At 71.3% G+C, this 25,413-nt stretch carries 27 protein-coding genes; 11 read left to right on the forward strand and 16 right to left on the reverse strand.

Translation table 11 applies throughout. From position 1 onward, the window contains the following. Positions 1 to 229: 229 nt before the first annotated feature. On the reverse strand, positions 230 to 2,545 hold the full coding sequence (locus ACIBK9_RS03070) for a hypothetical protein (protein WP_397154736.1): 2,316 nt from the start codon (positions 2,543 to 2,545) through the stop codon (positions 230 to 232). A gap of 139 nt (positions 2,546 to 2,684) precedes the next feature. After that, positions 2,685 to 4,085 (reverse strand): hypothetical protein, encoded by a 1,401-nt coding sequence (locus ACIBK9_RS03075; RefSeq protein WP_397154738.1) that lies wholly within the window; start codon positions 4,083 to 4,085, stop codon positions 2,685 to 2,687. A gap of 121 nt (positions 4,086 to 4,206) precedes the next feature. Between ACIBK9_RS03075 and ACIBK9_RS03080 the strand changes: the two genes are divergently transcribed. Further along, entirely contained in the window at positions 4,207 to 4,689 is a 483-nt protein-coding gene (locus ACIBK9_RS03080; RefSeq protein ID WP_397154740.1) for a hypothetical protein, read from the forward strand. A gap of 30 nt (positions 4,690 to 4,719) precedes the next feature. Continuing rightward, positions 4,720 to 5,271, forward strand: a complete 552-nt coding sequence (locus ACIBK9_RS03085) for a hypothetical protein (RefSeq protein ID WP_397154742.1) — start codon at positions 4,720 to 4,722, stop codon at positions 5,269 to 5,271. 72 nt (positions 5,272 to 5,343) lie between these two features. Here the strand turns inward: ACIBK9_RS03085 and ACIBK9_RS03090 are convergent, their stop codons facing one another. The 3 genes from ACIBK9_RS03090 to ACIBK9_RS03100 are packed head-to-tail and all read right to left on the reverse strand — an operon-like array spanning position 5,344 to position 10,234. After that, positions 5,344 to 8,502 (reverse strand): S8 family serine peptidase, encoded by a 3,159-nt coding sequence (locus ACIBK9_RS03090; protein WP_397154744.1) that lies wholly within the window; start codon positions 8,500 to 8,502, stop codon positions 5,344 to 5,346. Then, the gene (locus tag ACIBK9_RS03095; RefSeq protein ID WP_397154746.1) at positions 8,493 to 9,344 is read right to left on the reverse strand and encodes a hypothetical protein; all 852 of its coding nucleotides are present in this window, start codon (positions 9,342 to 9,344) and stop codon (positions 8,493 to 8,495) included. Before ACIBK9_RS03095 ends, ACIBK9_RS03090 begins: the two co-directional genes overlap by 10 nt. After that, positions 9,341 to 10,234: a sigma-70 family RNA polymerase sigma factor gene (locus ACIBK9_RS03100; protein WP_397154748.1), complete on the reverse strand. Its 894-nt coding sequence runs from the start codon at positions 10,232 to 10,234 to the stop codon at positions 9,341 to 9,343. Before ACIBK9_RS03100 ends, ACIBK9_RS03095 begins: the two co-directional genes overlap by 4 nt. A 366-nt stretch (positions 10,235 to 10,600) precedes the next feature. Here ACIBK9_RS03100 and ACIBK9_RS03105 point away from each other — a divergent pair, with 366 nt between their 5' ends. Next, positions 10,601 to 11,509, forward strand: a complete 909-nt coding sequence (locus ACIBK9_RS03105; protein WP_397154750.1) for a hypothetical protein — start codon at positions 10,601 to 10,603, stop codon at positions 11,507 to 11,509. Between the two features lie 15 nt (positions 11,510 to 11,524). On the opposite strand, the gene ACIBK9_RS03110 is transcribed toward ACIBK9_RS03105, so the two are convergent. Continuing rightward, complete coding sequence (locus ACIBK9_RS03110; RefSeq protein WP_358290528.1) at positions 11,525 to 11,878, reverse strand: YbaB/EbfC family nucleoid-associated protein; 354 nt, start codon at positions 11,876 to 11,878, stop codon at positions 11,525 to 11,527. Positions 11,879 to 11,895: 17 nt separating this feature from the next. Then, positions 11,896 to 12,243, reverse strand: coding sequence for a hypothetical protein (locus tag ACIBK9_RS03115; protein ID WP_397154752.1), 348 nt, complete (start codon positions 12,241 to 12,243; stop codon positions 11,896 to 11,898). Between ACIBK9_RS03115 and ACIBK9_RS03120 the strand changes: the two genes are divergently transcribed. Then, positions 12,233 to 12,565: a hypothetical protein gene (locus ACIBK9_RS03120; RefSeq protein WP_397154754.1), complete on the forward strand. Its 333-nt coding sequence runs from the start codon at positions 12,233 to 12,235 to the stop codon at positions 12,563 to 12,565. The genes ACIBK9_RS03115 and ACIBK9_RS03120 overlap by 11 nt on opposite strands. An 87-nt stretch (positions 12,566 to 12,652) precedes the next feature. On the opposite strand, the gene ACIBK9_RS03125 is transcribed toward ACIBK9_RS03120, so the two are convergent. The 3 genes from ACIBK9_RS03125 to ACIBK9_RS03135 form a co-directional block, all read right to left on the reverse strand. Beyond that, entirely contained in the window at positions 12,653 to 13,015 is a 363-nt protein-coding gene (locus ACIBK9_RS03125) for a nuclear transport factor 2 family protein (RefSeq protein WP_397154755.1), read from the reverse strand. Between the two features lie 120 nt (positions 13,016 to 13,135). Further along, entirely contained in the window at positions 13,136 to 13,411 is a 276-nt protein-coding gene (locus tag ACIBK9_RS03130) for a hypothetical protein (RefSeq protein WP_397154757.1), read from the reverse strand. Between the two features lie 80 nt (positions 13,412 to 13,491). After that, complete coding sequence (locus ACIBK9_RS03135) at positions 13,492 to 13,758, reverse strand: hypothetical protein (RefSeq protein ID WP_397154759.1); 267 nt, start codon at positions 13,756 to 13,758, stop codon at positions 13,492 to 13,494. A 169-nt stretch (positions 13,759 to 13,927) separates the two neighbouring features. On the opposite strand from ACIBK9_RS03135, the gene ACIBK9_RS03140 reads away from it, so the two are divergent. Beyond that, positions 13,928 to 15,208: an esterase-like activity of phytase family protein gene (locus ACIBK9_RS03140; protein ID WP_397154761.1), complete on the forward strand. Its 1,281-nt coding sequence runs from the start codon at positions 13,928 to 13,930 to the stop codon at positions 15,206 to 15,208. A gap of 9 nt (positions 15,209 to 15,217) precedes the next feature. On the opposite strand, the gene ACIBK9_RS03145 is transcribed toward ACIBK9_RS03140, so the two are convergent. The 3 genes from ACIBK9_RS03145 to xylA are packed head-to-tail and all read right to left on the reverse strand — an operon-like array spanning position 15,218 to position 18,209. Next, the gene (locus ACIBK9_RS03145; RefSeq protein ID WP_358290549.1) at positions 15,218 to 16,321 is read right to left on the reverse strand and encodes a Gfo/Idh/MocA family oxidoreductase; all 1,104 of its coding nucleotides are present in this window, start codon (positions 16,319 to 16,321) and stop codon (positions 15,218 to 15,220) included. Continuing rightward, on the reverse strand, positions 16,318 to 17,061 hold the full coding sequence (locus tag ACIBK9_RS03150; RefSeq protein ID WP_397154763.1) for a sugar phosphate isomerase/epimerase family protein: 744 nt from the start codon (positions 17,059 to 17,061) through the stop codon (positions 16,318 to 16,320). Before ACIBK9_RS03150 ends, ACIBK9_RS03145 begins: the two co-directional genes overlap by 4 nt. After that, entirely contained in the window at positions 17,058 to 18,209 is a 1,152-nt protein-coding gene (xylA, locus tag ACIBK9_RS03155) for a xylose isomerase (RefSeq protein ID WP_352357490.1), read from the reverse strand. Before xylA ends, ACIBK9_RS03150 begins: the two co-directional genes overlap by 4 nt. A gap of 90 nt (positions 18,210 to 18,299) precedes the next feature. On the opposite strand from xylA, the gene ACIBK9_RS03160 reads away from it, so the two are divergent. After that, complete coding sequence (locus ACIBK9_RS03160; protein WP_397154765.1) at positions 18,300 to 19,412, forward strand: ROK family protein; 1,113 nt, start codon at positions 18,300 to 18,302, stop codon at positions 19,410 to 19,412. Between the two features lie 4 nt (positions 19,413 to 19,416). Here ACIBK9_RS03160 and ACIBK9_RS03165 read toward each other — a convergent pair whose 3' ends face one another. Then, entirely contained in the window at positions 19,417 to 19,932 is a 516-nt protein-coding gene (locus ACIBK9_RS03165; RefSeq protein ID WP_358006890.1) for a DinB family protein, read from the reverse strand. Between the two features lie 89 nt (positions 19,933 to 20,021). Between ACIBK9_RS03165 and lysS the strand changes: the two genes are divergently transcribed. From lysS to ACIBK9_RS03185, 4 genes are read left to right on the forward strand one after another with little or no spacing between them, the layout of a single operon-like run. Then, a complete protein-coding gene (gene lysS / locus ACIBK9_RS03170; protein ID WP_397154767.1) occupies positions 20,022 to 21,635 on the forward strand; it encodes a lysine--tRNA ligase in 1,614 nt (537 codons plus the stop codon). Positions 21,636 to 21,648: 13 nt separating this feature from the next. Next, positions 21,649 to 22,188 (forward strand): AAA family ATPase, encoded by a 540-nt coding sequence (locus tag ACIBK9_RS03175; RefSeq protein WP_397154769.1) that lies wholly within the window; start codon positions 21,649 to 21,651, stop codon positions 22,186 to 22,188. Positions 22,189 to 22,248: 60 nt separating this feature from the next. Continuing rightward, on the forward strand, positions 22,249 to 22,977 hold the full coding sequence (locus tag ACIBK9_RS03180) for a glycosyltransferase family 2 protein (protein WP_352321313.1): 729 nt from the start codon (positions 22,249 to 22,251) through the stop codon (positions 22,975 to 22,977). A 19-nt stretch (positions 22,978 to 22,996) separates the two neighbouring features. Further along, positions 22,997 to 23,959 carry a ketopantoate reductase family protein gene (locus ACIBK9_RS03185; RefSeq protein ID WP_397154772.1) on the forward strand — a complete coding sequence of 321 codons (963 nt, stop codon included), beginning with the start codon at positions 22,997 to 22,999 and terminating at the stop codon, positions 23,957 to 23,959. On the opposite strand, the gene ACIBK9_RS03190 is transcribed toward ACIBK9_RS03185, so the two are convergent. After that, on the reverse strand, positions 23,934 to 24,461 hold the full coding sequence (locus tag ACIBK9_RS03190; RefSeq protein WP_364327602.1) for a DUF6886 family protein: 528 nt from the start codon (positions 24,459 to 24,461) through the stop codon (positions 23,934 to 23,936). The two genes, ACIBK9_RS03185 and ACIBK9_RS03190, sit on opposite strands and share 26 nt — an antisense overlap. Before the next feature lie 74 nt (positions 24,462 to 24,535). Between ACIBK9_RS03190 and ACIBK9_RS03195 the strand changes: the two genes are divergently transcribed. Beyond that, the gene (locus ACIBK9_RS03195) at positions 24,536 to 24,988 is read left to right on the forward strand and encodes a hypothetical protein (protein ID WP_397154774.1); all 453 of its coding nucleotides are present in this window, start codon (positions 24,536 to 24,538) and stop codon (positions 24,986 to 24,988) included. Between the two features lie 2 nt (positions 24,989 to 24,990). Here the strand turns inward: ACIBK9_RS03195 and ACIBK9_RS03200 are convergent, their stop codons facing one another. After that, positions 24,991 to 25,404 carry a hypothetical protein gene (locus tag ACIBK9_RS03200; protein ID WP_397154776.1) on the reverse strand — a complete coding sequence of 138 codons (414 nt, stop codon included), beginning with the start codon at positions 25,402 to 25,404 and terminating at the stop codon, positions 24,991 to 24,993. Positions 25,405 to 25,413: the final 9 nt, after the last annotated feature.

Raw genomic sequence — 25,413 nt, forward strand, 5'->3', positions numbered from 1 at the left:
CCTGCCATATCCCGCTCGTAGCCACGGCCACGAGTCGCGATCGTCGTTCTGGTGCTCGCATGGGCGGTACCTGGCGAGGACGGCGGTGTCCTCGGGAAAGGCCCGTCGCCGTCGTCGGGAAGATATCTGTTGATCACGAGGCTTCTCTCCCGCTCCAGAGAGGAGCCACGGGAGCTCTGCCACATCCCCCATCGAAGGGGCCGGCCTGCTGCGTGTCACGCTTCTTGGGTCATCGAAGGGTGAGCGGCGTGGTCAGGATCAGGTCCCGGTTGTCCCCGTCGCCGTCCATCCAGGCGAGAACCGGACGGTTGCGGCCGTCCAGTGTCATGGTCAGGCCGTTGTCGCCACGGCGCGGAATCCGGGTGACCGGGGTACGTGTGCAGCGCGTTCCCGTACAAGTGGCGATGACGATCTGTTTTCGGCCGAGTTCCTGGAACGCCACCCACGCGCGTCCGGCCCGATCCAGCACCATCGCCGGGCCCGCGTGCCGCTCGCCCGGTGCGGTCAGCGTGACCGTGTCAGCCTGTGAGCAGGTGCGGGTACGGCAGTCGAGCAGCTTGATCGCGCCTTCGGCCAGATCCTCGTAGGCGATCAGTGGGCGGCCGTCGGCCCGTACGGCCATCTCGGCGTGGGGTTCGTTGCGACGGTCGAACACGTAACCGGACCGGCCCTTCCCGACGGGCTGTTCCACGCTTGCCCTGGTGCAGGCAGGGTTGTCGCAGGAGACCACGTGGATGGCGCCACTGTCCTGATCCAGGCGGAGGGCGACGGGGCGGTCGTCAGAGGCCACGGCGGCGATGAGGTCGCGTCCGCCGCCCGTACGCGTGTTCACAGGGAGCTTGGCGACCTTCCTCGTGCGCGGATGGATGCACGCGGGATCGTCGCAGGTGGTCAGCGAGAGCACTTCCTCATCGTCGTCACTCTCCAACGGAAGCCCATGAAGTCGGGCGACCACCAGACCGCCACCGGGCCGCGCCGCCAGGGTGACCACCTTGGTCCGCTCGCCCCACCTCACCTTCATCAGAGGCTTGCCTCCGGGGGCCGGCGCACAGGCCGTCGCATCGCAGATCAGCAATCCGAGCCGGGCGCGCCAGTTCTCGTCGTAGACCCGTCGATAATGCTCATCGATCGCCCATGTCGTCACCGCGATGCGGCCGTCGGCCAGCCGCGCGCTGACCGCTGTTCGCTCGCCGTCGACGGCGGGCGGCTCCGCCCAGGAGAGCCGGGGGCGGGCACAACCGCTGTCCGCACAGGTCAGCAGCGTCGCCTCGCTGGAGCCGTCCATGAGCATGGTGAGACGTCCGTCCGGCCCGGCGTACAAGGCTTGCAGGTCGGACGATCCGAGGGTCGGTTGCGGCGGGCGGCCGTCCGCCTCAGATGTATCCTCGCCTGCGACGTGGGGCAGCTTCCTCGTGACGACCGTCTCGGAGACCTCCACCCAACCGAGCGGGTTGACCAGCACCGCGCCGCCGTACAGCAGACTCGGCAGGAGGAACGCCGCGAGCACCAGGACGGGCCTGGCCCGGCGTGACGTGCTCGCCGGGAGGGCGTCGGCGATCTCCATGAGCTCGGCGGTCATCCCCGCGAGCGCCAGACGGTGCAGGAACAGGCGCGCGATCACGGTCGCCTGGAACGGCACTGCGACCAGTCCCAAGCCGAAGCCCGTCCCCGCCTGTAGGACGGGCGTCTCGGACAAGGCCTCCTCCACCACCTGCTGGATCAACGCGGGAAAGATCAGCACGCCGAAGGCCAGCGTGAGGGCGGTGGCCCAGGGGGCGTGGGACGTCAGCCAGTAGGCGAGCGCGAACGCGCTTCTCGCCGACCGTTGCTTCAGCACCACGCCCGGCACGGCCAGCAGGCACGGCAACGAGAACAGGAGCAGTAGCGCCGTGATGACGTAGGCCGGGACCTGCGCCCCGTTCCACAGGAGAATGCCGAAACCGACCACCAGGTCCGCGCCGATCACGACCGCGCCGATCAGCACCAATGCCAGCATCGCGGGCCAGCGCCGGGCCGCGGCCCGCATCGCGTCCACGGTGGAGACGTTCTTGCCGACCAGCAGCCCAGCGGCGATCATCGTCGTTGCGGGCAGCACCACCATCTGCCCGGCCACCGTGGCGACCAGCACCGCCGCCGACCACACGAGCAAGGGCACGCCGGGCGGACCGACCAGTTCGAACCCGCCGTTGATCACGGCCGCCGCCCCGTCCAAGAGCACGACCAGCGCCGCTGCGGCGATCAAGCCGAGTGGCAGGAACACCAGCAGAGCCGGAGTCGACAACTTGATCAGGTGTCGCGCCGCGGACGCGTAGGCCAGCCAGACCACGCCGTGCCGCCGCACGCCGTTCCAGGTGGGCGTGCGGCGGTCATCGGCGACGCCGCCGTTCGGGCTTCCGTCGATCGCCCATCCCGTCGGCGCAGGTCTTGGCCCGGTTCCGTGCCTGCGATCTGGAGGTTCAGGCTGCAGGAACAGGAACTGCGCCCAGAGGCGGGCCCGCGCCAGCCTGGCCCGCGATCTGGCGATCAGTTGAGCAGGCATGGACATGGATGCCTCCAGCGGGACAGGGAAGTGGCCAGGAGCCTAAATGCCGCGCCTGCCGTCCATGAGGACGAAGACCCCATCAGCATCGGATCGAACCCGCGGCTGAACGCGTCCCGTACTGCAACGGTGCCGTGGGGGCCGCCTACTGGTCGGCGGGTCGGTAGCCGGGTGGCGGGGCGTTCTTGATGTGCCAGGTCATGCCGGTCGCGAGGTCGAGGAAGAAGTTCTTGCGCTCGCCGTCCCCCGCGTCCCGGTGGACCTGGAAGGGGCCCTTGCTCGACCAGCCGGCGCCCGAATCGATCGGGTCACCGTCGGGGAGTCGGGGGCGTATGCGATGGATGCGCTCGCGGGTGGTGAGGTCGTAGGTCTCGACGAGGTGTCCAGCGTCGCTGATGATCAGGAGCCGACTTCCGTCCGGTTTGAGGAAGGCGGTGTGGGACTCCAGGAGCCCGTCCGGGATGGCGGTGCTCAGAAGCTCCTTGCCGCGGTGGTCGTAGGCGATCAGGCCGGAAGCCGTCGTGACCACGACCCCGGCCGAGTTGACTTCGAGCACCTTCGCAGCGCCGGGAAGCGTGATCCCGCTCCAAGTCCTGGTGTCGATGACGCGGGTGCCGTTCCTGGTCAGGGCGACGTATCTGCCGCGTTCGCTGATGGTCACTTCGGGCACGTCCGTGTCGGCGAGCGGCCCGCCGAGTTCATGCCGGTTCTCTTCGTCCTGGTGGACCATGCGACGTGAGGTCCGGTCCAGGTAGACGACGGATCGCCGATCGGGGCTCACCACGAACGGCGCCGCCTTCGGCGCCCCGCCCTTCATGACGACATATGGCGCGGCCTGCGGGAACGGCGCGTCGTCAACCAGCCAGTAGCGGCACGGGGTGTCCAATTCATCGACCCACGGACAGGTGGGCCGCTTGACCTTGCCGATCTTCTGGAACGAGACCTGCTGCTCCTCGAACCGTATGGGCATCGTGTACTGCGGCGATTCGCTCGGCAGCGCCCGTCCGGGAGCAAGGAAAACGCCGGCCAGCACAATCGCGGTTCCCGCCAAATAGCGCGCGCGAACGGACCATCGGCCAATGGCGGACTCGGTTTCGCCCGGCTTTTCTGGCCCGGCATTCCGCTCGGCGTACGATATCGCCGCTATCACCGCGTCCACGATGACGGCATGCGCAAGCCGCGTCGGAGTGATTCCCTGCGCCGTCAAGAGGTAGCAGCCCGTCACGGCGGACGCGAATACGGCGAGCAGCCATGCCTGGCGATAGACGGCGTCCGCGACCGGCGCCCGTACGACGCGGAACACCGAAACGGCGCACCACCCCACGACGAGATAGAACGGATCCGCGGTCAGTCCCGCCACGGGGGCCGCCAGGACGACGGCCGCCAGCCGCCACCGGCGCAGCCTGGCGAAATGGCCGACGACCCGGCGGGCATCGGTCTCCTCGCCCGCGAGGCCCGTCAGGGCGACGAACCTGCCGAGACGCCACTGACCGAGGGGCGCGGCTGCCGCCGGCACGAGGATCAGCGCCGCCGCCCAGAAGATCAATGGGGGTATCGTCACAAGGCGCCACGATATATGGTTCCGTCTCGTGAGTTCAGCGGATATATGGCAGCAATTTGGCGTCACCCCGCGTACGCGATTACCGTTGGCGGTGTCCAGTTGTCTCGTGCTGATGTGCGTCGCAGGCGGCTTGTGGTGGACGGGTTCAATAACGCCGCACATCCGCTGGAGAATCGACAGCTTCTCTCTCACCGCCCACGTTGACGACAATGGCGTGCTGTCCACCAGCGCCTGGATCGACCTGGAGAACGAGGCGATTTCTCCATTCACCATCACGGATATCTCGATGGCCATACCGGGCCTGCGACTGCTCCCTCCCGAGAACACGGAGAACGATCCCGCCGAGATCACCGTCGGGGGTGACGGCTCGGAGACGGTGATCCGGCGGATCGTCATCACCGACTGCGCGGCGGTGCCGCACGAGCCGCAGCCCATCCGGTTCACCTATCGGACCTGGCTCGTCTCGGGTACGTCCGAGGTGCTGCTGGACCCGTGGCAGATGACGGCGAGCGAGCGTCGCGTTCCCGTGGCCTGGCAACGCGGCCTGGCCGGCACGGTGTGCAACAAGGCAGTGAGCGGCGAGTTCTGACGGCCGGCTCAGGAGAGAAGGGCACCGCACGTGCGTCCCGTCACGAAGATCGCCACCGGGCTGGTCATCGCCTTCGGCGCGCTCCGCTTCAATGGCCTCGACCTGCTGTTCGACCCCGCCGGATGGGGCCTGTGCGCCGCCGGGCTGCTCTCGTTGCAGCGACCGGGCGACGCCTTCGCCAGGGCGCGGTCATGGGCGTTCTGCATGGCCCTCGTCTCGCTGGTGTCCGTCCTCGCGAGCGGCGCGCGCATGGACGAGCCGGTCAGGCAGCTGATCGGCATCGCCGGCACGGCCGGCCCCCTGATCACGGTCTGGCTGATCGCGGACGCCCTCATGACCCGCATGCGCGCACACGGCGACAACTCCCAGGCCGCCCTGCTGGACGTGGTGCGCTGGGCCGTGGCCGGTCTGGGCGCGGCCGGTCTGCTGGCCGGGTACGGCTACGCCGAGCTGTCACCTGTGCTGCTCGTCGCGTGGTTCGCCGCCCTTGTCGTTCTCGTCGTCGTGCTCTGTCGCTCGGCCGGCCGGCCGTACTTCTCCGCGCCCCTGCCGATCTCCGACGACGAGGTCAGCTCCATGTAGCGCACACACGGGCGGCGGGTGAGTCAGCCGGATGTGCCCGGCCGTTCCCCCGATGGACGGCCGGGCACGGGTTCAGCGCACCGCGTAGGCGCGGGTGATCGTCTGGGTCAGTCCGGTGGTGGGGGTGTCCGTGACGGTCGCGCGCAGGGAGACGAATGCCGCTGTGCGGGGGTTGGCGACCACCGCCAGCCAGCCCTGGGCGGATCGCGTCACCGGGACGGGATGCCAGGTGCGGCCGTCGTCGGAGGAGGCTTCAAGGCGTACCCGTGTGCTCTCCTGGCGGGTTGGGGGTTCGAGGGTCAGGGTGAGGGGGGTGCGGGTGCCCGGACGGGCGCGGTTGTGGTCGTCCAGGGTGGTGGGGGTGAGGCGTACCGCTGCCAGGGACGGCGGGCGGCGGCCGTCGGCCCTGGAGGAGCGGAACGTCCAGACGGATTCCACGGCGGTCGAGAGGGCGGAGTAGGGCACCTGGCGGCGGGCCGACGCTTTCAGGGTGTACGTGGCGGCCTCCGGTCGCAGGGTGGCGTGGAGCACGCAGTCCTTGGGCCGGGCCGTGGCGCATCCCGCCAGGTCGGTCTCCGCCAGCGTCCGGCCGCCCATGGTGAGGATGGCGGTGCCGGTGGCCGCGTCGTCGGCGCCCCTGTGGCCGGCGACGCCGTCGGCGAACAGGTCGCCCACGGGAACGGTCAGCTCGTCACCCGATCGGGTCGCGACGGGCGCGGACGGGCCGGTCACGGCGGCGTTCCACACCTCCGTGGCGCTCCCCCGCTCCAGCCTGACCGGGGCGCCGGCCAGGACGGACGTGCCGACCTCGAACCCGCTGTCCCACACCAGCCCCGGCGTCCGGTAGTGGGTGAGGGTGCTCGGCAGTTCCACGTCCTGCCCGGGGGCGGCCATGATCCCGGGCCTGTCCTCGACGAGCCTCGGACCGAAGTACGGAAGTCCGGTCGCCGCCGCGGCCGCGGCCCGGTACGTCGCCGTCACCTTGACCAGGTCCACGCGCCGGGCGGCGTAGAAGGGGTTGTCCGGGAGCCCGTCGGTGTGGGTGTTCACCAGGTCGTAGACGTACGGGCTCGGCGTGCGGGTCCTGCTCTTCCAGATGTTCCTGCTCAGGAATCGCAGGCCCGGCGCGCGCGCCGGGACGACGTAGGTGTCCCAGCCCGGTGCGGGCCAGCTCGCGAACCCGTAGGACCACGCGCCGTCGGCCAGTTCGACGTCGAGCTCGTCACCCGGCGCGGCGTCCGGGTCGTCCACGCTGAAGCCGGCTCGCCTGCCGTCGCGGGCGTCGATGGTCACCTGCCGGTCCTGGTCGAGATCGAGCCGGGCGTGGGCCAGGGTGTCTCCCGCGTCGTAGATCTCGGCGTACAGGTTCCACTCGCGCTCGGGCAGCCTGAGCCGGGCCGTCCCGTCGACGAGGGGCACGTCGCGGCCGGCGCCCGTCCGCGCGTCGTACACCTGGATGAAGCCCGATTCGGCGGGCCGGCCGGCCCGGTCGAGCGCCTTGACGGTCACGTTGTGGGACTCGGGCTCGACGTACGCGCCGGCGAGGGTGCGGATCACCGTGTCGCCCGACCTGGCGGTGATCGTCACCGGATGCTCGCCGGACGCCTGGTCCTTGGCGTCGATCGTCACAGTGACCGTCGCCTGCCCCTTGGCGGGCACCTGGAGACGCCGGTCGGACAGCCTCACGACCTCGCCGTCGGCGGTCAGGTCGAGGTCGACGGGGGTGTCACCGGCGTTGTCGTACGTGACGGTCCCGGTGGACACCCGCTCCCCCGTCCCGTCCGAGGGGAAGTACGCCCACACGCGCTCCGGCACGGCGACGACCTGCTGGGCCAGCGCGCGGACGACGTCCACCCGCCCGGCCCCCTGCCGGTACGGCGTCAGGCCGGGAAGCGGCGTGGCGCTGCCCGTCAGCGCGGCCTTGAGCCGTTGCCCGGTCCAGTCGGGATGAAGCTGGGCGAGGATCGCCGCGGCGCCCGCCACGTGCGGCGCGGCCATGGAGGTGCCCGACATCGCCACATGCGCCTCGGTGCCGGTCCCGCCCGCCTTCGCGGCCACGATCCCCACTCCGGGTGCGGTGATGTCCGGTTTGATGGCGTGATCGCCCTCACGGGGGCCGCTGCCCGAGGAGGCGGCGATGCGGTCCTGGTGGTCGACGGAGCCGACGGTGAGCGCGGCGTCCGCGCTGCCGGGGCTGGCGACGGTGGTGCTCTTGTTGCCCGAGGCCGCGACGAACAGCGTGCCGTACCGGTGCGACAGCGTGTTCACCGCCTGCTCGACCGGGTCGAGGTCCAGGGTGTCGGGGGCGCCGAAGCTCAAATTGACGATCTTGGCCTTGACCTCGGCGGCGGCCCACTCCATGCCCGCCAGGATCGCCGACTCGGTCAGCCCGAAGGCGGTGCCGGCCTTCGCGACGGCGAGCTTCGCGCCGGGCGCGATCCCTCGGTACTTCGCGTCGGCCCCCGCGATGATCGAGGCGACGTGGGTGCCGTGCCCGGTGTTGTCGCGGATGTCGGGCTCGTCGGTGAAGTTCTTCTCCTGGGTGACCACGCCTTTCAGGTCGGGGTGGTCGGGGTCGTACCCGCTGTCCAGGACGGCCACCGTGACGCCCTCGCCCGTCATGCCGTGCTTCCAGGCTTCGGTCGCGCCGATCTGCTCGGCGCTCCGGTCGAGGCTGTAGGAGCGGCGGCCGTCCAGCCAGAGCTTGGTGGTTGCGGCCGTCAGGGAGCGCGCGCCGGCCGCCAGGTCCTGCCAGGTTCGCCCGGCGGACGCCTTGACGACGTTCATCGCGCTCATCCCGAGCCCGCCGAGCGGCCGGGCCCGCTCGGTCCCCCGGAGCGCCGGGGCCGTCCCCGGGGACGACTGGACGATCAGCGGGATGTCGGGCCGGTCGGCGTCGCCGTACCGCCAGGCCAGCAGTTGGGTGACGTCGAACAGCCGCCGGTCGAGCAGGTTCGCGGCGACCAGCGGCCGGGCGTCGGACGGGATCACGTACAGGTGACCGTCCTGGACCTGGCCGCTGAACCCCACCCGCCTGCCCGGACCCGGTTGCACGCGGTATCCGCCGCCGCCGGTGACCACCACGCGGTCCCCCGTGATCAGCGTGACGCCGCCCGCCCGGGCCGCGTCCGCGGGCTGCGGAGGGTCGTCCTGACGGTCGGCCGCGGGCACGACGCCGACCGTCGCGGCCACCAGGACGGCGGCCAGCGCCTTGTTCGGGATCACGGGCATCCGGCCTTCTCCTTCAGCGTGCGCACCAGGTCGGCGGGCAGGTCCGAGTCGCTGACCTGGACTGCCGCCTTGCCGGCCATCGTCAGGTAGCCGCCGACGACGTGCATGGACTCCGGGACCGACGCCTTGGTCACCGGCTCGGTCTCCTTGCCCTCGTCCGTCCAGAAGACGGGACCGAGGACGTCGAACGCCTGGATGTCCACCCCCCGGTCCTTGAGCAGGGCGCGCACCTCGCTGACGGGCCTGTTGTAGTACGGCGCGCAGTGCATGGGCTCGCCGGGCACGTCGAAGCCGGTGATGATCTGGTATTCCTCACCGGGACGCGCCTCCCGGCCGAGGACGAGCTCCGCCGAGCCCTTGAAGTCGCGACGGACCTTGATGCTGATCGGGCAGCCGCCTGCCGTCTCGCAGCCTTCCTGACGGTCGATCACCTTGATCCCGTCCGGTTCCACCGTGCTCGGGGCGACCGAGCCGACGTTGCTGGGCGTGGAGGGCAACAGCCGCAGCTTGATGTCGAGCCCGGCGTCGCGCAGCTGCTGCCGGTACACCTCCGGCTTGGCGAACACGTCCTCGACCTCGATGACGAAGTAGTCGCCCTCCTCCTTGACGTCGAGGGCCGAGGCCGAGGCGGGCCCGAGGGTGACGACGGCGGCCAGCGACGCCGCGAGGGCGCCCAGCGCGGCCGGCAGCGCGAGCAGGGCGCGCCGCCTCCTGCGCGCGGGCAGGGCCGGAGCGGGCTCCTCGTCCATGATCTTGTACATCGTCTCCCTGGCGCCGGGCGTCAGCCCCGGCCCGGCGGGCGGGGCGAGCCGCCTGACGATGTCGTCGAGCTGCGAGTTCATGAGGTCTCCTTGGCGAGACGGACGGCCCGAGGGCCGTACCGGGCGAGATCGGGGTCGTCGGCGGCGAGCTCGACGGCCAGGCGCTTGCGCGCGCGGTGCAGGCGCTGCCGGACGGCGAGGCGCGAGCAGCCGAGCACCTGCGCCAGCTCGGCGTTGCCGAGCCCCTCCCAGGCGACGAGCGAGAGCACCTCGCGGTCGTCGGCGGACAGCCGCATGAAGGCCGCGCGGGCGGTCTCGGGCACGGCGTCCGCCACCGGGTCCGCCGCGGGGGCGGCCGCCGGGCCGGTCCATTCCGCGAGCTCGGCGCGCAGGCGCGTGGTGAGGGCCGCCCTGCGGGACTCGCCGCGACGGTGGTTGGCCAGGGTGCGCCGGGCCACGCCGTACAGCCAGAGCCGGGCGCGGTCGCCGGGCGGCACCTCGCCGAGCCGCCGCCAGGCGGTCGTGAACGTCTCGGCGATGACGTCGGCGACGTCGTGAGGGTCGTCGCTGCGCCGCCGCACGTAGCCGGAGACGGTCGCGTAGTGCTCGGTGTAGAGCTCCTCGAAGCGCTGCCGGGGGTCCGGTGGGCCCACGCGGTCATCCCTTCCGTAGGGGTATGTCACAACAAGCAGGTGTCCGGATGGTTCCAGGCGTGACAGACGAACACGGAGAAGGCCGCCTCCGGCTCCGGAAGCGGCCTTCTGGTCGGGGCTGTGTGAGTCCCATGACCGTTGTTCGAGGTGGCGGCGGCAGGCGTCCAGGACCAGGCCGTGGAAGTGGTGGACGGCGTGCTCGGTGACCCGGATCCGGTCGAGGCACACCGTGGAGGGGGCGAAGCCGGGCATGCCGCCGGTGTTGCGCGCTCGTCTCAGGCGGCCGGTCAGGTCGAAGTTCAGGCGTGGTACGGGCACCGGCCACCGTCCCCGTCACGTAGCCGCCCGGCGTCCGCAGGCGGTTCCACGTGACACAGCCACTGCCAGGAACGGCCGAAGATGGGCCACTGGTCGATGTCGTGCCATTTCGGGTCGGTATAGGCGTCGGCGTGCAGGGACATCGACAGTGCGGGATCGGGGTGGTGTCCGGCGGAGATGTGAGCGAATTCGGGGGTCACCGTACCTCCGACGCAGAACATGAGCCGCATTGAGGCCATTGAGCAATTGCGCGCCGGTTCAGGGCTCAGTTCCGTCGTCTTGTTCCGGCCGGGACTGGCGTAATCAAGAGCATTGGTGGGATGATCCTATGATTATTGCCGATATCAGGAGAAATGGGGTTGTCGAATGAGTCCTTCTTCCCGGGCGCTGCCGATGGCGGGGTTCATGTTCTCCGCCGTCGGGGTGGGCGGTGTGGTTCTGCAGATGTTGAGCGTGGCCTATCCCGACGGCGATCCGGCGAAGGCGCGGGCGGCTGCGGAGTTGTTGCGCCAACTGGCCGGACGCGTGGACGCCAGCCTCGACGACGTGGAGGAGGTCGCGGCCCGGGTCTGGCTGCCGCCGAACAGCGGAGCGGGCATCGACGCGTTCCGGACGTATTTCAACCAGGAGATCGCGCCCTATCCGCCGCGCGTCTCCGCCTACATCCGCGGACTGGCGGACGCGGTCGAGGATTACGCGGAATTGCTGGAACGGACCCAGCACACGTTGCGCACGATGGCCATGATCCAGTGGATCGAACTGCTGATGTTCTTCTGCTGGCCCGCGATCGACAAAAAGGTCCAGGTGCTGATCAACTGGGCGATGCGCAGGTCGCAGGCGCGGCTGCTGCTCAAGATGTTCGAGAACGCCGTGGGGAAGCGGTTCATCTACGCCCTCGGGGGCAGCCTGGCCTACACCGTGCTCGACCAGGCGGTCGTCGACGGGCTCAAGCTGGCGCGCGGCGAGGACACCGGCTCCTGGGGGGACCGCGGCGAGTACATGCTGAAGAACTTCGCGGCGGCCATGGTCTTCTACCACGTGGACCCGGCCAACTTCGGCAAGGCCGCGAACGTGCTGCCGAAGAACCCGGCGGCGCGTAACGCGGTCGTGTTCCTGACCGGGTCCACCATCTTCAGCACCACCGCCAACGCGCTCAACCGGCCGGGCGACGTCGTGGACGACCCAGCCAGCCTGTTGCCGACCTGGCAGCAGATGCTCGCCAAGCTGGGGGTCGCCGCGGGCCAGGACCAGTTCAGGCGGTGGCGCCGGTACTGAGTGCCGGTCACGTCGTCAGTCCCGGGTGAAGCGACGGACCTCGTCGGCGAAAGGGGTCAGACCGGTCGTCATCAGGCCGGTCATCTGGGCGGCGAGGTCCTCGGCGGCGGCGTTCGCTGCGGCCAGGACGGCCTCGGCAAGGGCGTCCGCGCCCAGTCGCATGGCCCGCGGATCGATGCGCAGGCCGCCGAGCGCGCCGGTCGGCAGCACCTCGGCCCTCACCTGGCCGTCGGCGGCCTCGCCACGGCCGCGGACGGCGTCGAGGCTCTCCTGCAACTCCTCCAGCGGGCGGATGTCGGCCTGGAACTGGCCGAGGAGCCGGCGCATCTCGTCGTCGAGGTAGGGGGTGGGGTCTTCGGGGGTGGTCATCGGGGGCTCCAGGGGTGTCAGGCGAACTGTCCGTCGGGGGCGAGCTTGGGCGGGTCGGACACTTCGGGCAGGGATGCGATGGTGGCCCAGTTGGCGACGTCGAAGCTGGTCCGCATGTCGGCCAGGCGGTCGGCCACCGCCGGATAGACGTCGCGCAGGGCGTCGACGTAGGTCTCGGCCTTCTCCAGGGCCGTCACGTAGTTCTTCTTGAAGGTGTTCGCGGTCTCGTCGGTGCCGGCGAAGTCGCCCAGCGCGTCGAGGGCGTCGAGGATGCGGCGGGTGTCGGTCGCGTATTCGGTGCGCTCGGCGAGGAAGGCGCCGGCGGCCTTGGTGAAGGCGGTGCCGTGCACCTCGGTGGTCGGCATCCCGGAGCCCTGGGGGGCGGGCGCGGCCGGGGCGGGGGTCGAGGGGGTGGCGCTCGGGGCCGGAGCCACCCCTGAAGGGCTCGGCGTCGCACTGGGGGTGGTGGTCGGGGTCGGGGTGGGTGTCCCGCTCGGGGTTGGCGTCCTGGTCGCAGTCGGGGTCCCGGTCGGAGTCGGGGTCGCGGTGGGTGACGGGGTTGCCGTGGAGGTCGGGGTGGGGGTGGGGTACGGGGTCGTGGGGCTGGGGGTCGGGGGCTCGCTGGGGGTCGGGGGCGTGGGGCTCGGGGCAGGGGTGCCGGTCGGGGTGGGGGTGGGCGGCTCGTAGGTGGGCATGGCGGTTCTCCTGTCGGTACGTGGCCGCCGACGGCGCACGAGAGTTGTCCACAATACCGACAGGAATACAGGGTAAGGGCTACGGCTCGTATACGGGGGCTAGATCGGCGAAGATGCGGTAGTCCGAGATCAGGCCGTCGTCCCGGGTGCGCCAGATCGACACGGCCACCACCGCGGCGTCCTTGCCGTCGAGCCGCCGGTACGTCACCTCGGTCTCGGCGATCGTGTCGGCCCCGGCCTGCCAGTCCCGGACGATCCGGTGCCGCAGGCCGCCGATGGTCGAGTAGAACGTCCGCAGGCCGGCGGCGACGGCGGCGCGTCCCACCATGGGCTCGGCGTTGCCGAACACCAGGGTGGCGTCCTCGGCCAGCAGCTCGGCGAACTTGTCGGGGTCGAACGAGTCGACCACCTGGAAAACGCGTCGTACCACATCGTGGGACATGTTGATCATTCCTCACGTGGACGGGGTCGCTGCTGCGGACGATACGTGACGACGCGTTCCCGTGCGACAGGCCGGCGCGTCCGGCGCTTCCGGCACACAGCCGGGCGTTCCGGCGGGTGCTCAGGCGGGCGAGGCCCCGCCGGGACCGGGCGGCGACTCGAAGGTGATCGACACGATGGCGCTGATGGCCAGGTTGTGCTCCCGTACGCCGGCGGTCCGCTCCGAGGACTCGACGGTGACGACGGAGTCGCCCCGGCGGGTGACGTGACCGGTGAAGCAGTCGCCGCTCAGCAGGCGTACCGAGATGACCCGGTTCTCGTGGCGGGCGTTGTCGAGGAGCGCGATCCAGGAGGTGATGAGCCCGGTTCCGGGAGGTTCGAAGGGGTCATGGGTCATGAGCACCCTCCTGCCCCGAACGAAGGGAAGGGAACGGCCGGACCGGGGACCTCACCGGCAGGCAAGGAACCGGGACGGGCTCAGCCCGTGCAGCCCTCGCCCGACAGGGAGCCGTTCCAGGAGAAGGCCGTACGGCACAGGTACCTGCCGGGGTCGGGGCCGGCCGTGATCGTGACGTTGACGTTCACGTAGCCGACGCCCTCGCAGTCCTGGCCGGAGATCGTGCCGTGGTCGATCCGGCCGAGGAAGCAGGTGTAGGCGCCGTCGGCGCGGGCGGCCTGCGCGGGCAGCGGCGAGCAGATGAGCGCCGCCGCCGCGGCGACGGCCGTACGCCGGATTAGGGTCACGGCTCCACGGTAGGAAGCCCCCCGAAGGCCGCCTAGTACGACATGTCACCGATCGTCGTGAAATTTCGTGGGATGTCGTGTGACGAATTCACGCGCCCTTCAACGGCAGGACATCCAGCGCGGATACCTTTCGACCCTTATCTGTAGATTTGCTGCCAAGGGAAGCGTCATGTCTCGTTCGTTCATCGCCATGCTGGCCGTCGGCGCGGCCCTCGCCACCACCGTCGCCGCGCCCGCCGACGCCGCCTCGGGACGGCAGCCGCGCGTCCTGTCCGACGTGACGCTGCCCGCCCCCGACCTGGCCGCCTTCGAGCCGGACATCGTCAAGGACTCCCGCGGCGTCAAGCTGGGCGGCCTCGGCAGCGGCCTGTTCCCGGCCAGGCGCGCGGGCGAGTACTGGATGGTCACCGACCGCGGCCCGAACGGCGAGCCCAAGATCAACGGCGAGAAGCGGCGCACGTTCCCGGTGCCGGAGTTCGCCCCGGCGATCGTCCGCGTGGCCGTGCGGCACGACACGGCGCGCATCGTGGAGAGCATCCCGCTGAAGACCTCCGACGGCACCCCCATCACCGGTCTGTCCAACCAGTCCGGCCACGACGAGATTCCCTACACCTGGGACGGCCTGACGCAGCTCCCCTACGACCCGAACGGCCTGGACACCGAGGACATCGTCACCGACGGCCGCGGCGGCTTCTGGCTGGTGGACGAGTACTCTCCCTCGCTGCTGCACGTGGCGAGCGACGGCCGCGTCCTGGCCCGGTACGTCCCCAAGGGCCTGAAGCTCACCGGCGCCGGCTACCCGGTCCACGAGACGCTGCCCGCGATCCTGGCGTCCCGGCAGCAGAACCGCGGCATCGAGGCGCTCGGCGTCTCGCAGGCCGAGCGCGCCCTGTACCTGGCCGTGCAGAGTCCGCTCGCCAACCCCGACAAGAAGACCGGCAAGGCGTCGAGCACGGCCCGCATCCTGCGGGTGGACCTGCGTACCGGCCGCCCGACCGGCGAGTGGGCCTACACGATGGAGAACGTGGCCGGCTTCGACCCGGCGGCCGAGCAGGGCGACATGAAGATCTCCGCCCTGAACGTGCTGAGCCCCGGCCGCCTGCTGCTCCAGGAGCGCACCGACGCCGTGGCCCGCCTCTACACCGTCGACCTGCGCCGGGCGACGAACCTGCTCGGCGGCCGGCACGACGACCCGGCCACCACGCCCTCGCTGGAGGCGTCGCTGCCGTCGAACGTCACCGTCGCCACCAAGGCACTGGCCGTGGACCTGGCGGCGATCCCCGGCCTGCCCGGCAAGATCGAGGGCGTCGCCCTGCTCGACCCGGTGACGCTCGCCGTGGCCAACGACAACGACTTCGGCCTCGGCACCTTCGACGCCGACGGCCGCCTGGTGGACTCGGGCGTGACCAGCCGGATCCTGACGATCCGGCTGGCCAAGCCGCTCTTCTGAGCCGTCCCGTCAGGACAACGTGCTCGCGTACGGGTCCCAGCCGGCGGGCAGGGGCTCGGGGGCCGTCACGGCCGAGGTGATCGGGCGGAACTCGGCGCGTTCGCCCGACTCGGTGATGGCCGTCATGAGCTCCAGCACGTGCAGTGTCAGCTCGCCCGAGGCCCGGTGTGGCGTGCCCGCGCGCAGCGACCGGGCCAGGTCGAGCACGCCGATGCCGCGCCCGGCCTGGTCGGCGGCGACGGGCAGCTCCCGCCAGTCGGGGTCGTGCGGACCGCGGACCAGCAGCGGGCCGCCGAAGGTGTTGGGGTCGGGCAGCAGCAGGGCTCCTTCCGTGCCGATCACCTCGATCAGCTTGCGGCTGACGGGCGAGTCGAAGCTGAAGGTGGCGGTGGCGGTGGCCGTGCCGGGGAAGTCCAGCAGGGCGTTGACGTGGGTGGGCACGTCCACGGGGAACAGGGTGCCGGCCTTGGGGCCGGAGCCGACGACCCGCTCGGCGCGGGCCCTGCGCGTGCCGCCCGCGACCCGGGCGACCGGGCCGAGCAGGGAGACCAGCGCGGTGAGGTAGTAGGGGCCCATGTCGAACAGGGGGCCGCCGCCGGGCCGGTAGTAGAACTCGGGATCGGGGTGCCAGGACTCCGGGCCCAGGTTCTGGAAGGCGACGGTGATCCCGACCGGCTCGCCGATCAGGCCGGAGCGCAGGGCGTGCGCCGCGGCCTGGAGCCCTGGGCCGAGGAAGGTGTCGGGGGCGCCGCCGACGCGCAGGCCCAGGTTGGCGGCCTCGGCCATGACCTTGGCCGCCTGGTCCATGTCCAGGGCGAGCGGCTTCTCGCCGTACACGTGCTTGCCGGCGCGCAGGGACTCCAGCGCGACGGCCGCGTGCGCGGCCGGGACCGTCAGGTTGACCACGATCTCGACCTCGGGCAGGGCGAGGATCTCGGCCAGGCTGCCCGAGGCGGGCACGCCGTGCTCGCGGGCCGCCGCGGCGGCCCGGCCGGTGTCGAGGTCGGCCACGCCGAGCACCCGCACGTCGGGGAAGGCGGTGAGGTTGCGCAGGTACTGGGCGCTGATCACCCCGGCGCCGACGACCGCGACGCCGACCGGCCCGCTGCTCATGAGCCCTCCAGGCCGGTCAGGTGGGCGTGGCTGTCGGCCAGGGCGGTGAACAGGTCGGTCGCGCACGTGTCGAGCTCGACGATCCGCCAGGCGTCCGGCGCGGCGGCCAGGATCTCGGGCACCGGCATCGCGCCCGCCCCCACCGCCGTGTGCGGCTCGCCCTTCACCATCGGCCCGTCCTTGACGTGCAGCGCGAGCGTGCGCCCGGCCAGGCGGCCGAGCAGGGCGGGCACGTCGGCGCCGCCCACGGCCGCCCAGTACGTGTCGATCTCCAGGAACACCTCGGGGGCGAGCAGGTCGGCCAGCGCCTCGATGGCGTGCCGGCCGTCGATCCTGGGCTCGATCTCCCACCAGTGGTTGTGGTAGCCGATGCGCATGCCGTGCCCGGCCGCCTGCTCGGCCAAGCCGTTCAGCAGGTCGGCGGTGCGCGAGAGGCCGTCGCGGGTGGTGAACTCGGCCTCGGGGACGCCGCCGGGGATGATCACCAGGTCGGCGCCGACCGTGGCGACGGCGTCGAAGACCTCGGCGGGCTCCTGGCTGAGCAGCGCGTACGCGTGCGTGCTGCTCACCGTGAGCCCCAGGTCGTCGATCACCTGGCGGAAGCTCTTGGGGTCGGCGGTCGGGTCGAAGGGCTCGACGGCACCGTAACCGATGCCGGCGATGCGCTCAAGGGTGCCGTCGCGGTCGGCGGCGAGCTGCTCCCTGACGGTGTAGAGCTGGACGCTGAGCGGCCTGGTCATCCACGGACCCCCATGAGGTGCTCAAGGGCGAGCTGGTTGAGCCGGGTGAAGTGGAAGCCGCGCCGGGCCGCCGCCTCGGGGTCGAAGTCGTCGGCGGCCAGGTCCTGCCAGGTCTCGCCCGCGGCGAGGGTGGGCCGGGCCAGCTCGTCCACGCGGGAGGCGCGCAGGGCCTCCTGGACCTCGGGGTCGGCGCGGAAGGCGCGCGACTTCTCCTTCAGGATCAGGTACGTGCGCATGTTCGCGGCGGCCGAGTCCCACACGTCGTCGGGGTCCTCGGTGCGCAGCGGCTTGTAGTCGAAGTGCCGGGGGCCGTCGTAGCCGCCGTTCTCCAGCAGGTCGACCAGGAAGAAGGCGCTCTTGAGGTCGCCATGGCCGAAGATCAGGTCCTGGTCATACTTGGGGCCGTGCTGGCCGTTGAGGTCGATGTGGAACAGCTTGCCGTGCCACAGCGCCTGGGCGATGCCGTGGACGAAGTTGAGCCCCGCCATCTGCTCGTGGCCGACCTCGGGGTTGAGGCCCACCATCTCGGGGTGCTCCAGGTCGTTGATGAGCGCCAGGGCGTGGCCGATGGTCGGCAGCAGGATGTCGCCGCGCGGCTCGTTGGGCTTGGGCTCCAGGGCGAAGCGCAGGTCGTAGCCGCGGTCGAGGACGTACTGGCAGAGCAGGTCCAGGCCCTCCTTGTAGCGGTCGAGGGCCGCCTTGACGTCCTTGGCCGCGTCGGACTCGGCGCCCTCGCGGCCGCCCCAGCACACGTACGTGGTCGCGCCGAGCGAGGCGGCCAGGTCGATGTTGCGCATGACCTTGCGCAGGGCGTACCGGCGCACGTCGCGGTCGTTGCTGGTGAACGCGCCGTCCTTGAACACCGGGTGGGTGAACAGGTTCGTGGTGGCCATCGGGACCTTCATCCCGGTCTCGTCCAGGGCCTTGCGGAAGGCGGCGATCGCCTTGTCCCGGTCGGGCTCGACGGCCAGCAGGTCGTCGTCGTGGAAGGTGACGCCGTACGCGCCGAGCTCGGCCAGCCGGTGCACGCTCTCGACGGGGTCGAGCGCGGGACGGCTCGCGTCGCCGAACGGGTCACGGGCCTGCCAGCCCACGGTCCAGAGTCCGAAGGTGAAGCGATCGGCGGGTGTCGGAGTGAAGGATGACATTTGCTGACGTCCCCTACCTTTAGTCCATAATCTGTACATAATCCTGAGGAGGCATGCATGGTGGCGTCAAGGGGGGTCCGGCATGATTCCATGCGTGCCCGCAATCTGGCCGTGGTACTCCAGGCCGTCCACGCGCACGGCCCGCTCACCAGGGCGGCGCTGGCCGAACTGACCGGGCTGACCAAGACCACCGTGTCCAGCCTGGTCGCGGCCCTGCTGGAGGCCGGCGCGGTGAGCGAGTCGGGCGCGGTGCGCGACGGCGAGCGCGGGCGGCCCGGCGTGGCCGTGCGGCTGAGCGGGCACCGGGTGGCCGCGCTCGGGCTGGAGGTCAACATCGACTATCTGGCCGCCTGCGTGGTCGACCTGACCCGGTCCGTACGCCTGCGCCGCATCCGGCCGGCCGACAATCGCGGCTCCGACCCGGCCGACGTGCTGCAACTGCTGCGCGACCTGGTGAAGGAGGTCACCGCGGAGGCCGAGGCGGCCGGGCTGCGGATCATCGGCGCCGCCCTGGCCGTGCCCGGCACGGTCGAGGACGGCCTGCTGCGCAACGCCCCCCACCTGGGCTGGCGGGACGTACGGGTGGCCGACCTGCTCGACCTGCCGTGCGCGGTCGACAACGAGGCGAACCTGGCGGCGCTGGGCGAGTTGTGGTTCGGCTCGCGGGCGACGGACTTCCTCTACGTCTCCGGCGAGATCGGCGTCGGCGCCGGCCTGGTCGTGGACGGGACCGTGTTCCGGGGGACGTACGGGCTGGCCGGCGAGCTGGGCCATGTCGTCGTGACCCCCGACGGCCCCGCCTGCCGCTGCGGCGGCCGCGGCTGCCTGGAGGTGTACGCGGGCCAGGACGCCCTGCTCGGCGACCTGGACTCGGTCGCCGCCCTGGCCGACGCGCTGGCCGCGGGCGACCGGCGCGCGCTGGCCGCCTGCGCGCGGGCCGGGGAGGCGCTCGGGGTGGCGCTCACGTCGGCCGTGCACCTGATGGACCCCGGCCGGATCGTGCTCGGCGGCGTCTTCGCCCCGCTGTTCCCGTGGCTGGAGACCCCGGCCCGGGACGTGCTGGCGGCCCGGCTGGGGCAGATGCGCGGCACGCCGCCCGCCCTGGTCGTCTCGGCCAACGGCGCCGACGCGGCGGTGCTGGGGGCGGCCGGGCTGATCATCCAGCGGATCGTCGCCGACCCGGCGGACGTGCTGGGCGTGTGACGGGTCAGTAGTAGCCCTTGTTCCCGTCGACCAGCTCTCTGACGATGTCGAGGTGGCCGGCGTGCCTGGCGGTCTCCTCGACCATGTGGATCAGCACCCAGCGCAGCGAGGACGCCGCCGACCTGAAGTCGGGGTGCTTGCCGACGTCGTCGAGCGAGTGGGCGGCGACGATCTCGTTGGAGCGCTCGCACTGCTTGGCGTAGTCGTCGAGGAGCTGGGCCAGCGTGACGCCCTCGACCAGCATGTCGGCGTCTTCGGGCTCCTCCAGGAACTGCGGGTTGCCCTCGGCGCTGCCGCCCAGGAAGAGCACCTCGAACCAGCAGTGCTCGGTCCAGCGCATGTGGGCGACCAGACCGGCCACCGTCATCAGGGGCGAGGTCGGCAGGACCGGCCGGTGGGCGTCGGCCTCGGACAACCCCTCGCACTTCCAGTGGACGATCGAGCGCTGCATGTCCAGCCAGCCGACGAGCTGGGTACGTTCGTCGGCCACGAAGGGCGGACGTACACGGGGTGGCGTCATGCGCGGGAGGCTACTGCAGGGCTCGCCGGCGACGCACCGGATTTTCGGCCGGTTCGCGTATGACCCGGGCGAGCCGCGACAATGGCTCAATGGTGGAAAGTGCAGAGGCCGACTGGGTCTCCAGGTTCGCGGACGAGGTGATCTCCGAGGCGGAGCGTCGTGCCCCGGGCAAACCGATCGTCTGCGCCTCCGGGCTCAGCCCCTCGGGCCCCATCCACCTGGGCAACCTGCGCGAGGTCATGACCCCCCACCTCGTCGCCGACGAGATCAGGCGGCGCGGCCTCGACTGCGTCCACCTGCTGTCCTGGGACGACTACGACCGTTTCCGCAGGGTGCCCGCGGGCGTCGACCCGTCCTGGGCCGAGCACATCGGCAAACCGCTGACCTCGGTGCCCGCCCCGCCGGGCAGCCCGCACGCCAACTGGGCCGAGCACTTCAAGGCGCCGATGACCGCCGCGCTGGCCGAGCTGGGCGTCGACTACCGGGGCATCAGCCAGACCGAGCAGTACACCTCGGGCGTCTACCGGGAGCAGATCCTGCTGGCCGTGCGCGAGCGGTCGCGGATCGACGCGATCCTGGCGGCGTACCGGACCAAGGACGGCGGCCGGGAGGTGGCCGACTACTTCCCGTACAAGCCGTACTGCGAGCTGTGCGAGCGCGACCTCACGAAGGTCACCGCGTACGACGACGAGACGACCGAGCTGGCCTACACCTGCGAGTGCGGGTTCGGCGAGACCGTGCGCCTGGCCGAGCACGACCGCGGCAAGCTGGTGTGGAAGGTCGACTGGCCGATGCGGTGGGCGTACGAGGGCGTGGTCTTCGAGCCGTCGGGCGTCGACCACCACTCCCCCGGCTCGGCCTGGGTCGTCGGCGGCCAGATCGTCGGCGAGGTGTTCGGCGGCGAGCAGCCGATCGGCCCGATGTACGCCTTCGTCGGCATCACCGGCATGGCCAAGATGAGCAGCTCCAAGGGCGACGTGCCGACCCCGGCCGACGCGCTGGGGATCATGGAGGCGCCCGTGCTGCGCTGGCTGTACGCCCGCCGCAAGCCCGCCCAGTCCTTCAAGATCGCCTTCGACCAGGAGATCCAGCGCCTCTACGACGAGTGGGACGCCCTGGCCCGCAAGGTCGACTCCGGCCAGGCCCAGCCCGCCGAGCTGGCCGCCCACGCCCGCGCCGTGGGCACCGCCGCCGGGCCGCTGCCGGCCACGCCGGTCCCGGTGCCCTACCGCACGCTGGCCTCGATCCTCGACATCACCACCGGCCACGACGAGCAGGCGCTGCGCATCCTGCGCGACCTCGACGCCGTCGACCGGCTCGACCAGGCCCGCCCCCGGCTCGACCGGGCGCAGCGCTGGGTGGCCGACCACCTGCCCGCCGACCAGCGCACCCACGTGCGCGAGACGCCCGACCAGGACCTGCTCGACTCCCTCGGCCAGACCGAGCGCGAGTCGTTGCGGCTGCTGGCCGACGGCCTCGACGACTGGACGCTCGACGGTCTCACCAGCCTGGTCTACGGCGTGCCGAAGCTCCAGGCGGGCCTCGACGCCGACGCCAAGCCCACGCCGGAGCTGAAGGCGGCCCAGCGCTCGTTCTTCGTCCTGCTCTACCGGCTGCTGGTGGGCCGCGACACCGGGCCGCGGCTGCCCACGCTGCTCATGGCGGTGGGCGCGGACCGGGTGCGGAAGCTGGTCGGCGGGTGAGGGGCGGCCGCGGGTGAACGGCGTCGTCCTGGTCACCGGGATCTCGGCCGCCGGCAAGTCCACGGTCGCCCAGGCGCTGGCCGAGCGCCTGCCGCGGTCGGCCCACGTCCGGGGCGACGCCTTCCGCCGCATGGTCGTGGGCGGCCGGGCCGAGATGACGCCCGGGTCGGAGGAGGAGGCGGTGCGCCAGTTGCAGCTGCGCTACCGGCTCGCGGCCCAAACGGCGGACTTGTATTTCGAAGCCGGATTTACAGCAATTGTGCAAGATGTGGTCCTTGGAGAGGACTTGGAGCGGTTCACCGGGTGGATCCGCACCCGTCCGCTCCGGGTGGTCGTGCTCGCCCCCGACGCCGCCGCCGTCGAGCGCCGCGAGCGCGAACGCGCCAAGACCGGCTACGGCGCCTGGACGATCGCCCAGCTCGACGCCGCCCTGCGGGCCGAAACGCCGCGCATCGGCCTGTGGCTGGACACCTCCGCCCAGTCCCCCGCAGAGACCGTCGAGGAGATCCTCGCGCGGGCGGACGAGGCATTGGTCGGTGGAGATCGCATATAAGTAGGATCACTGCAAGGCAGTGTCAAGTGGGCTGCATGTGTGCAGGTGCACCTTGTACCCATGAACAAGCAGCCCTTCGCCGCCAGTGTCAGTGTCATCGTCCCCGCGATGAACGAAGCCGAGAACCTTCCCCACGTCTTCGCCACGCTGCCCGACTGGATCGACGAGGTGATCCTGGTCGACGGCAACTCGACCGACGACACCGTCGCCGTCGCGCGCAGGCTGCGCCCCGACCTCCGGGTCGTCGTGCAGAGCCGGCGCGGCAAGGGCAACGCCCTCATCGAGGGCTTCCAGGCCGCCCGGGGCGACATCATCGTCATGATCGACGCCGACGGCTCCACCGACGGCAAGGAGATCCGCTCGTTCGTCGAGACCCTCATCGACGGCGCCGACTTCGCCAAGGGCTCCCGGTACGCCCCCGGCGGCGGCTCCGACGACCTCAGCCCCATCCGGTCGCTGGGCAACAAGTTCCTCACCGGCCTGACCAACATGCTGTACGGCACCCGCTTCACCGACCTGTGCTACGGCTACAACGCCTTCTGGCGCGACCACCTGGACGTCATGGAGCTCGACTGCGACGGCTTCGAGATCGAGACCCTCATGAACGTCCGGGCCGCCCAGGCCGGCCTGGTCATCCACGAGGTGCCCAGCCACGAGCGCTCCCGGATCCACGGCGCGAGCAACCTGCACGCGGTGCGCGACGGCTGGCGCGTACTGAAGACGATCATGCGCGAGCGTACGCGCGGGACCGCCCTGATGCCGCAGACCGAGGTGGCGCTCGCGAAGTAAGAAGTGACATTCTCGGACAATGCGCTACATAGTGATCGGAGCAGGAGCAGTCGGCGGCACCATCGGCGCCCGCCTCCACCAGGGCGGGCACGAGGTCGTGCTCGTCGCGAGAGGCGCGCACCACGAGGCGCTCAAGCGTGACGGACTCCGCCTGATCACCCCCGATTCCGACGAGACTCTGCGCATCCCCGCGGCCTCCGGCCCGATCCCCACCCGCGACGACGACGTGCTGATCCTGGCCACCAAGTCCCAGGACACCCTGGCCGCCCTCGATCCCTGGCCGACGGATCTGCCGGTCGTGTGCGCGCAGAACGGCGTGGCCAACGAGCGCACCGTCCTGCGCAGGTCCGAGCGGGTCTACGGCATGTGCGTGTGGCTGCCGTCCCAGCACCTCGAACCCGGCGTCGTGGCCGCCCACGGCCGGCCGTACTCGGGCCTGCTGCACGTCGGGCGCTACCCCCAGGGTGTGGACGACCTCGCCGGGCGAATCGCCGACGACCTCGGCAAACACGGGCTGCTCGCCCGAGCCACCCCCGACGTCATGCGCTGGAAGCACGGCAAGCTGCTCAACAACCTCGGCAACGCCGTCGAAGCCCTCGTCGGGCACGCCGACGGCATGGCCGAGCTCGCCGACCGGGCCCGCGCCGAGGCCATAAGCGTGTTCGAGCACGCGGGCATCCCCTACTCCACCGCCGAGGACGAGCGCCGGGTCCGCGGCCACCAGGTGGACGTCGTGCCGATCGAAGGCGTCCGGCGGGGCGGCGGATCGTCCTGGCAGAGCCTGGCCAGGGGCAGCGGCTCGATCGAGGCCGACTACCTCAACGGCGAGATCGTCCTGCTCGGCCGCGAGCACGGCGTGCCCACGCCGGTCAACGAAGTGCTGCGCCGCGAGGCCAACCGGGTCGCCCGCGAGAAGCTGCCGCCCGCCTCGATGCCGGTGGCCGAGCTGACCGCGCTCATCGACGCGCGTTCCGCAGCCTGATCCCGCTGAACTCCATGCTGCTGCCGGTCACCTCGTGCCAGAACGGCCACAGGTTGTCCAGCACGCGCAGCTGGATGCCGGCCTGCTCGTGCAGCTCGAACAGGTCGCCCACCGGCTCGGGCGGGCCGATCGGGACGACCGGCTCCCGCGACACCACGGCGTGCGGCGGGTCGCCGATCGGCGCGAACCCGGCCGCGGGCAGGCGGTAGGCGTACAGGCGGACGTCCATGATGGCCTTGAGCCAGGCGTACTCGACGGCGTGCACGCGGTCGCCGCAGCCCGCGCCGGCGATCCTGGCCACGTCCTCGTCGGTGGTGTCCGGCCCGCGCCAGGCCATCGCCCGCGGGCAGGCGCGCGGGAACCAGTGGTCGGGGCAGCGGTCGTGGCCGACCGCCCACACGTACGGCTCGCCGAGCGAGGACGTCACCGCGACCTGGGGCACGAACCGCTCGATGGTCGGGTCCTCGGAGAAGTGCAGCACCTGGCCGGGCTCGGGTCTCATACCCGCCATCATGCGCATACCCCGTCTCCGTCAGGGCAGAAGAAACGCGCTCAGACGACAAGGGGTGAGTTCGGATGGTCTTATTGGGTCTGATCCTGGTCCTGCTCGCCGGCGGCGCCGTCGCCTTGGTGGTGACGGAGGAGAGCTCCAGGTACATCCTGTTCGGCAACACCTACCAGCTCGACCACGTCCAGATGTTCCTCGCCGGAGCGGTCGTCGCGGCCGCCCTGCTGGCGGGGATCTGGCTGATCGGCGCCGGGTCGCGCAGGACCGCCAGGAAGCGCCGCAGGCTGCGGGCCGTCCGCGCCGAGGCGTCCGACCGGGTCTCCCGCCTGGAGGACGAGAAGCGCGACCTCGAACGGCGGCTCGAACGCGACCGCAACCGCGCCGCGCACGACGGCGTGACGGACGGCGGAACGGACGGCCGCGTCGCGCACGAACGGGTCGCGAGCGAGCGGGCCGCGCACGAACCGGTGGACGGCGACCGGCTGGTGGCCGGCGGCCGCCCCGACGACACCAGGCCGTGAGCTCATGGGCGCGAGGGCAGCAGCTTGCCCTCGCGCCAGAGCGCGAACCCCGTGACCAGCGCTCCCACGCCTTCCCAGAGCCCCACGCCGAAGAACTCGCCCGGCGCCGCCCTCGTCAGCACCAGCGTCGTGAACACCGCGAACGTCACCAGCCGGAACGGCACGGTCCACCGGAAGAACGGCGTGTAGTCGGCGGATGCCGCGAAAACGTAATAGACCCCCATGTTCACCGCCGCCATCGACGAAGCCGCCATGTAGACCAGCGTGTAGTCGCCGGACGGGCGTACGTCGAGCACCTCGAAACCCAGCAGGACCAGCAGGGAGTCCGGCGACAGCAGCCCGACGAGCCCGAGTGCGAAGGCGAGCACGCCGAAGACGCCGATGGTCCAACCGGCGGCGGAACGCGGAAGACGCACAGAAATCCT

This window comes from Nonomuraea sp. NPDC050227 (assembly GCF_044459705.1).
GTDB lineage: Bacteria > Actinomycetota > Actinomycetes > Streptosporangiales > Streptosporangiaceae > Nonomuraea.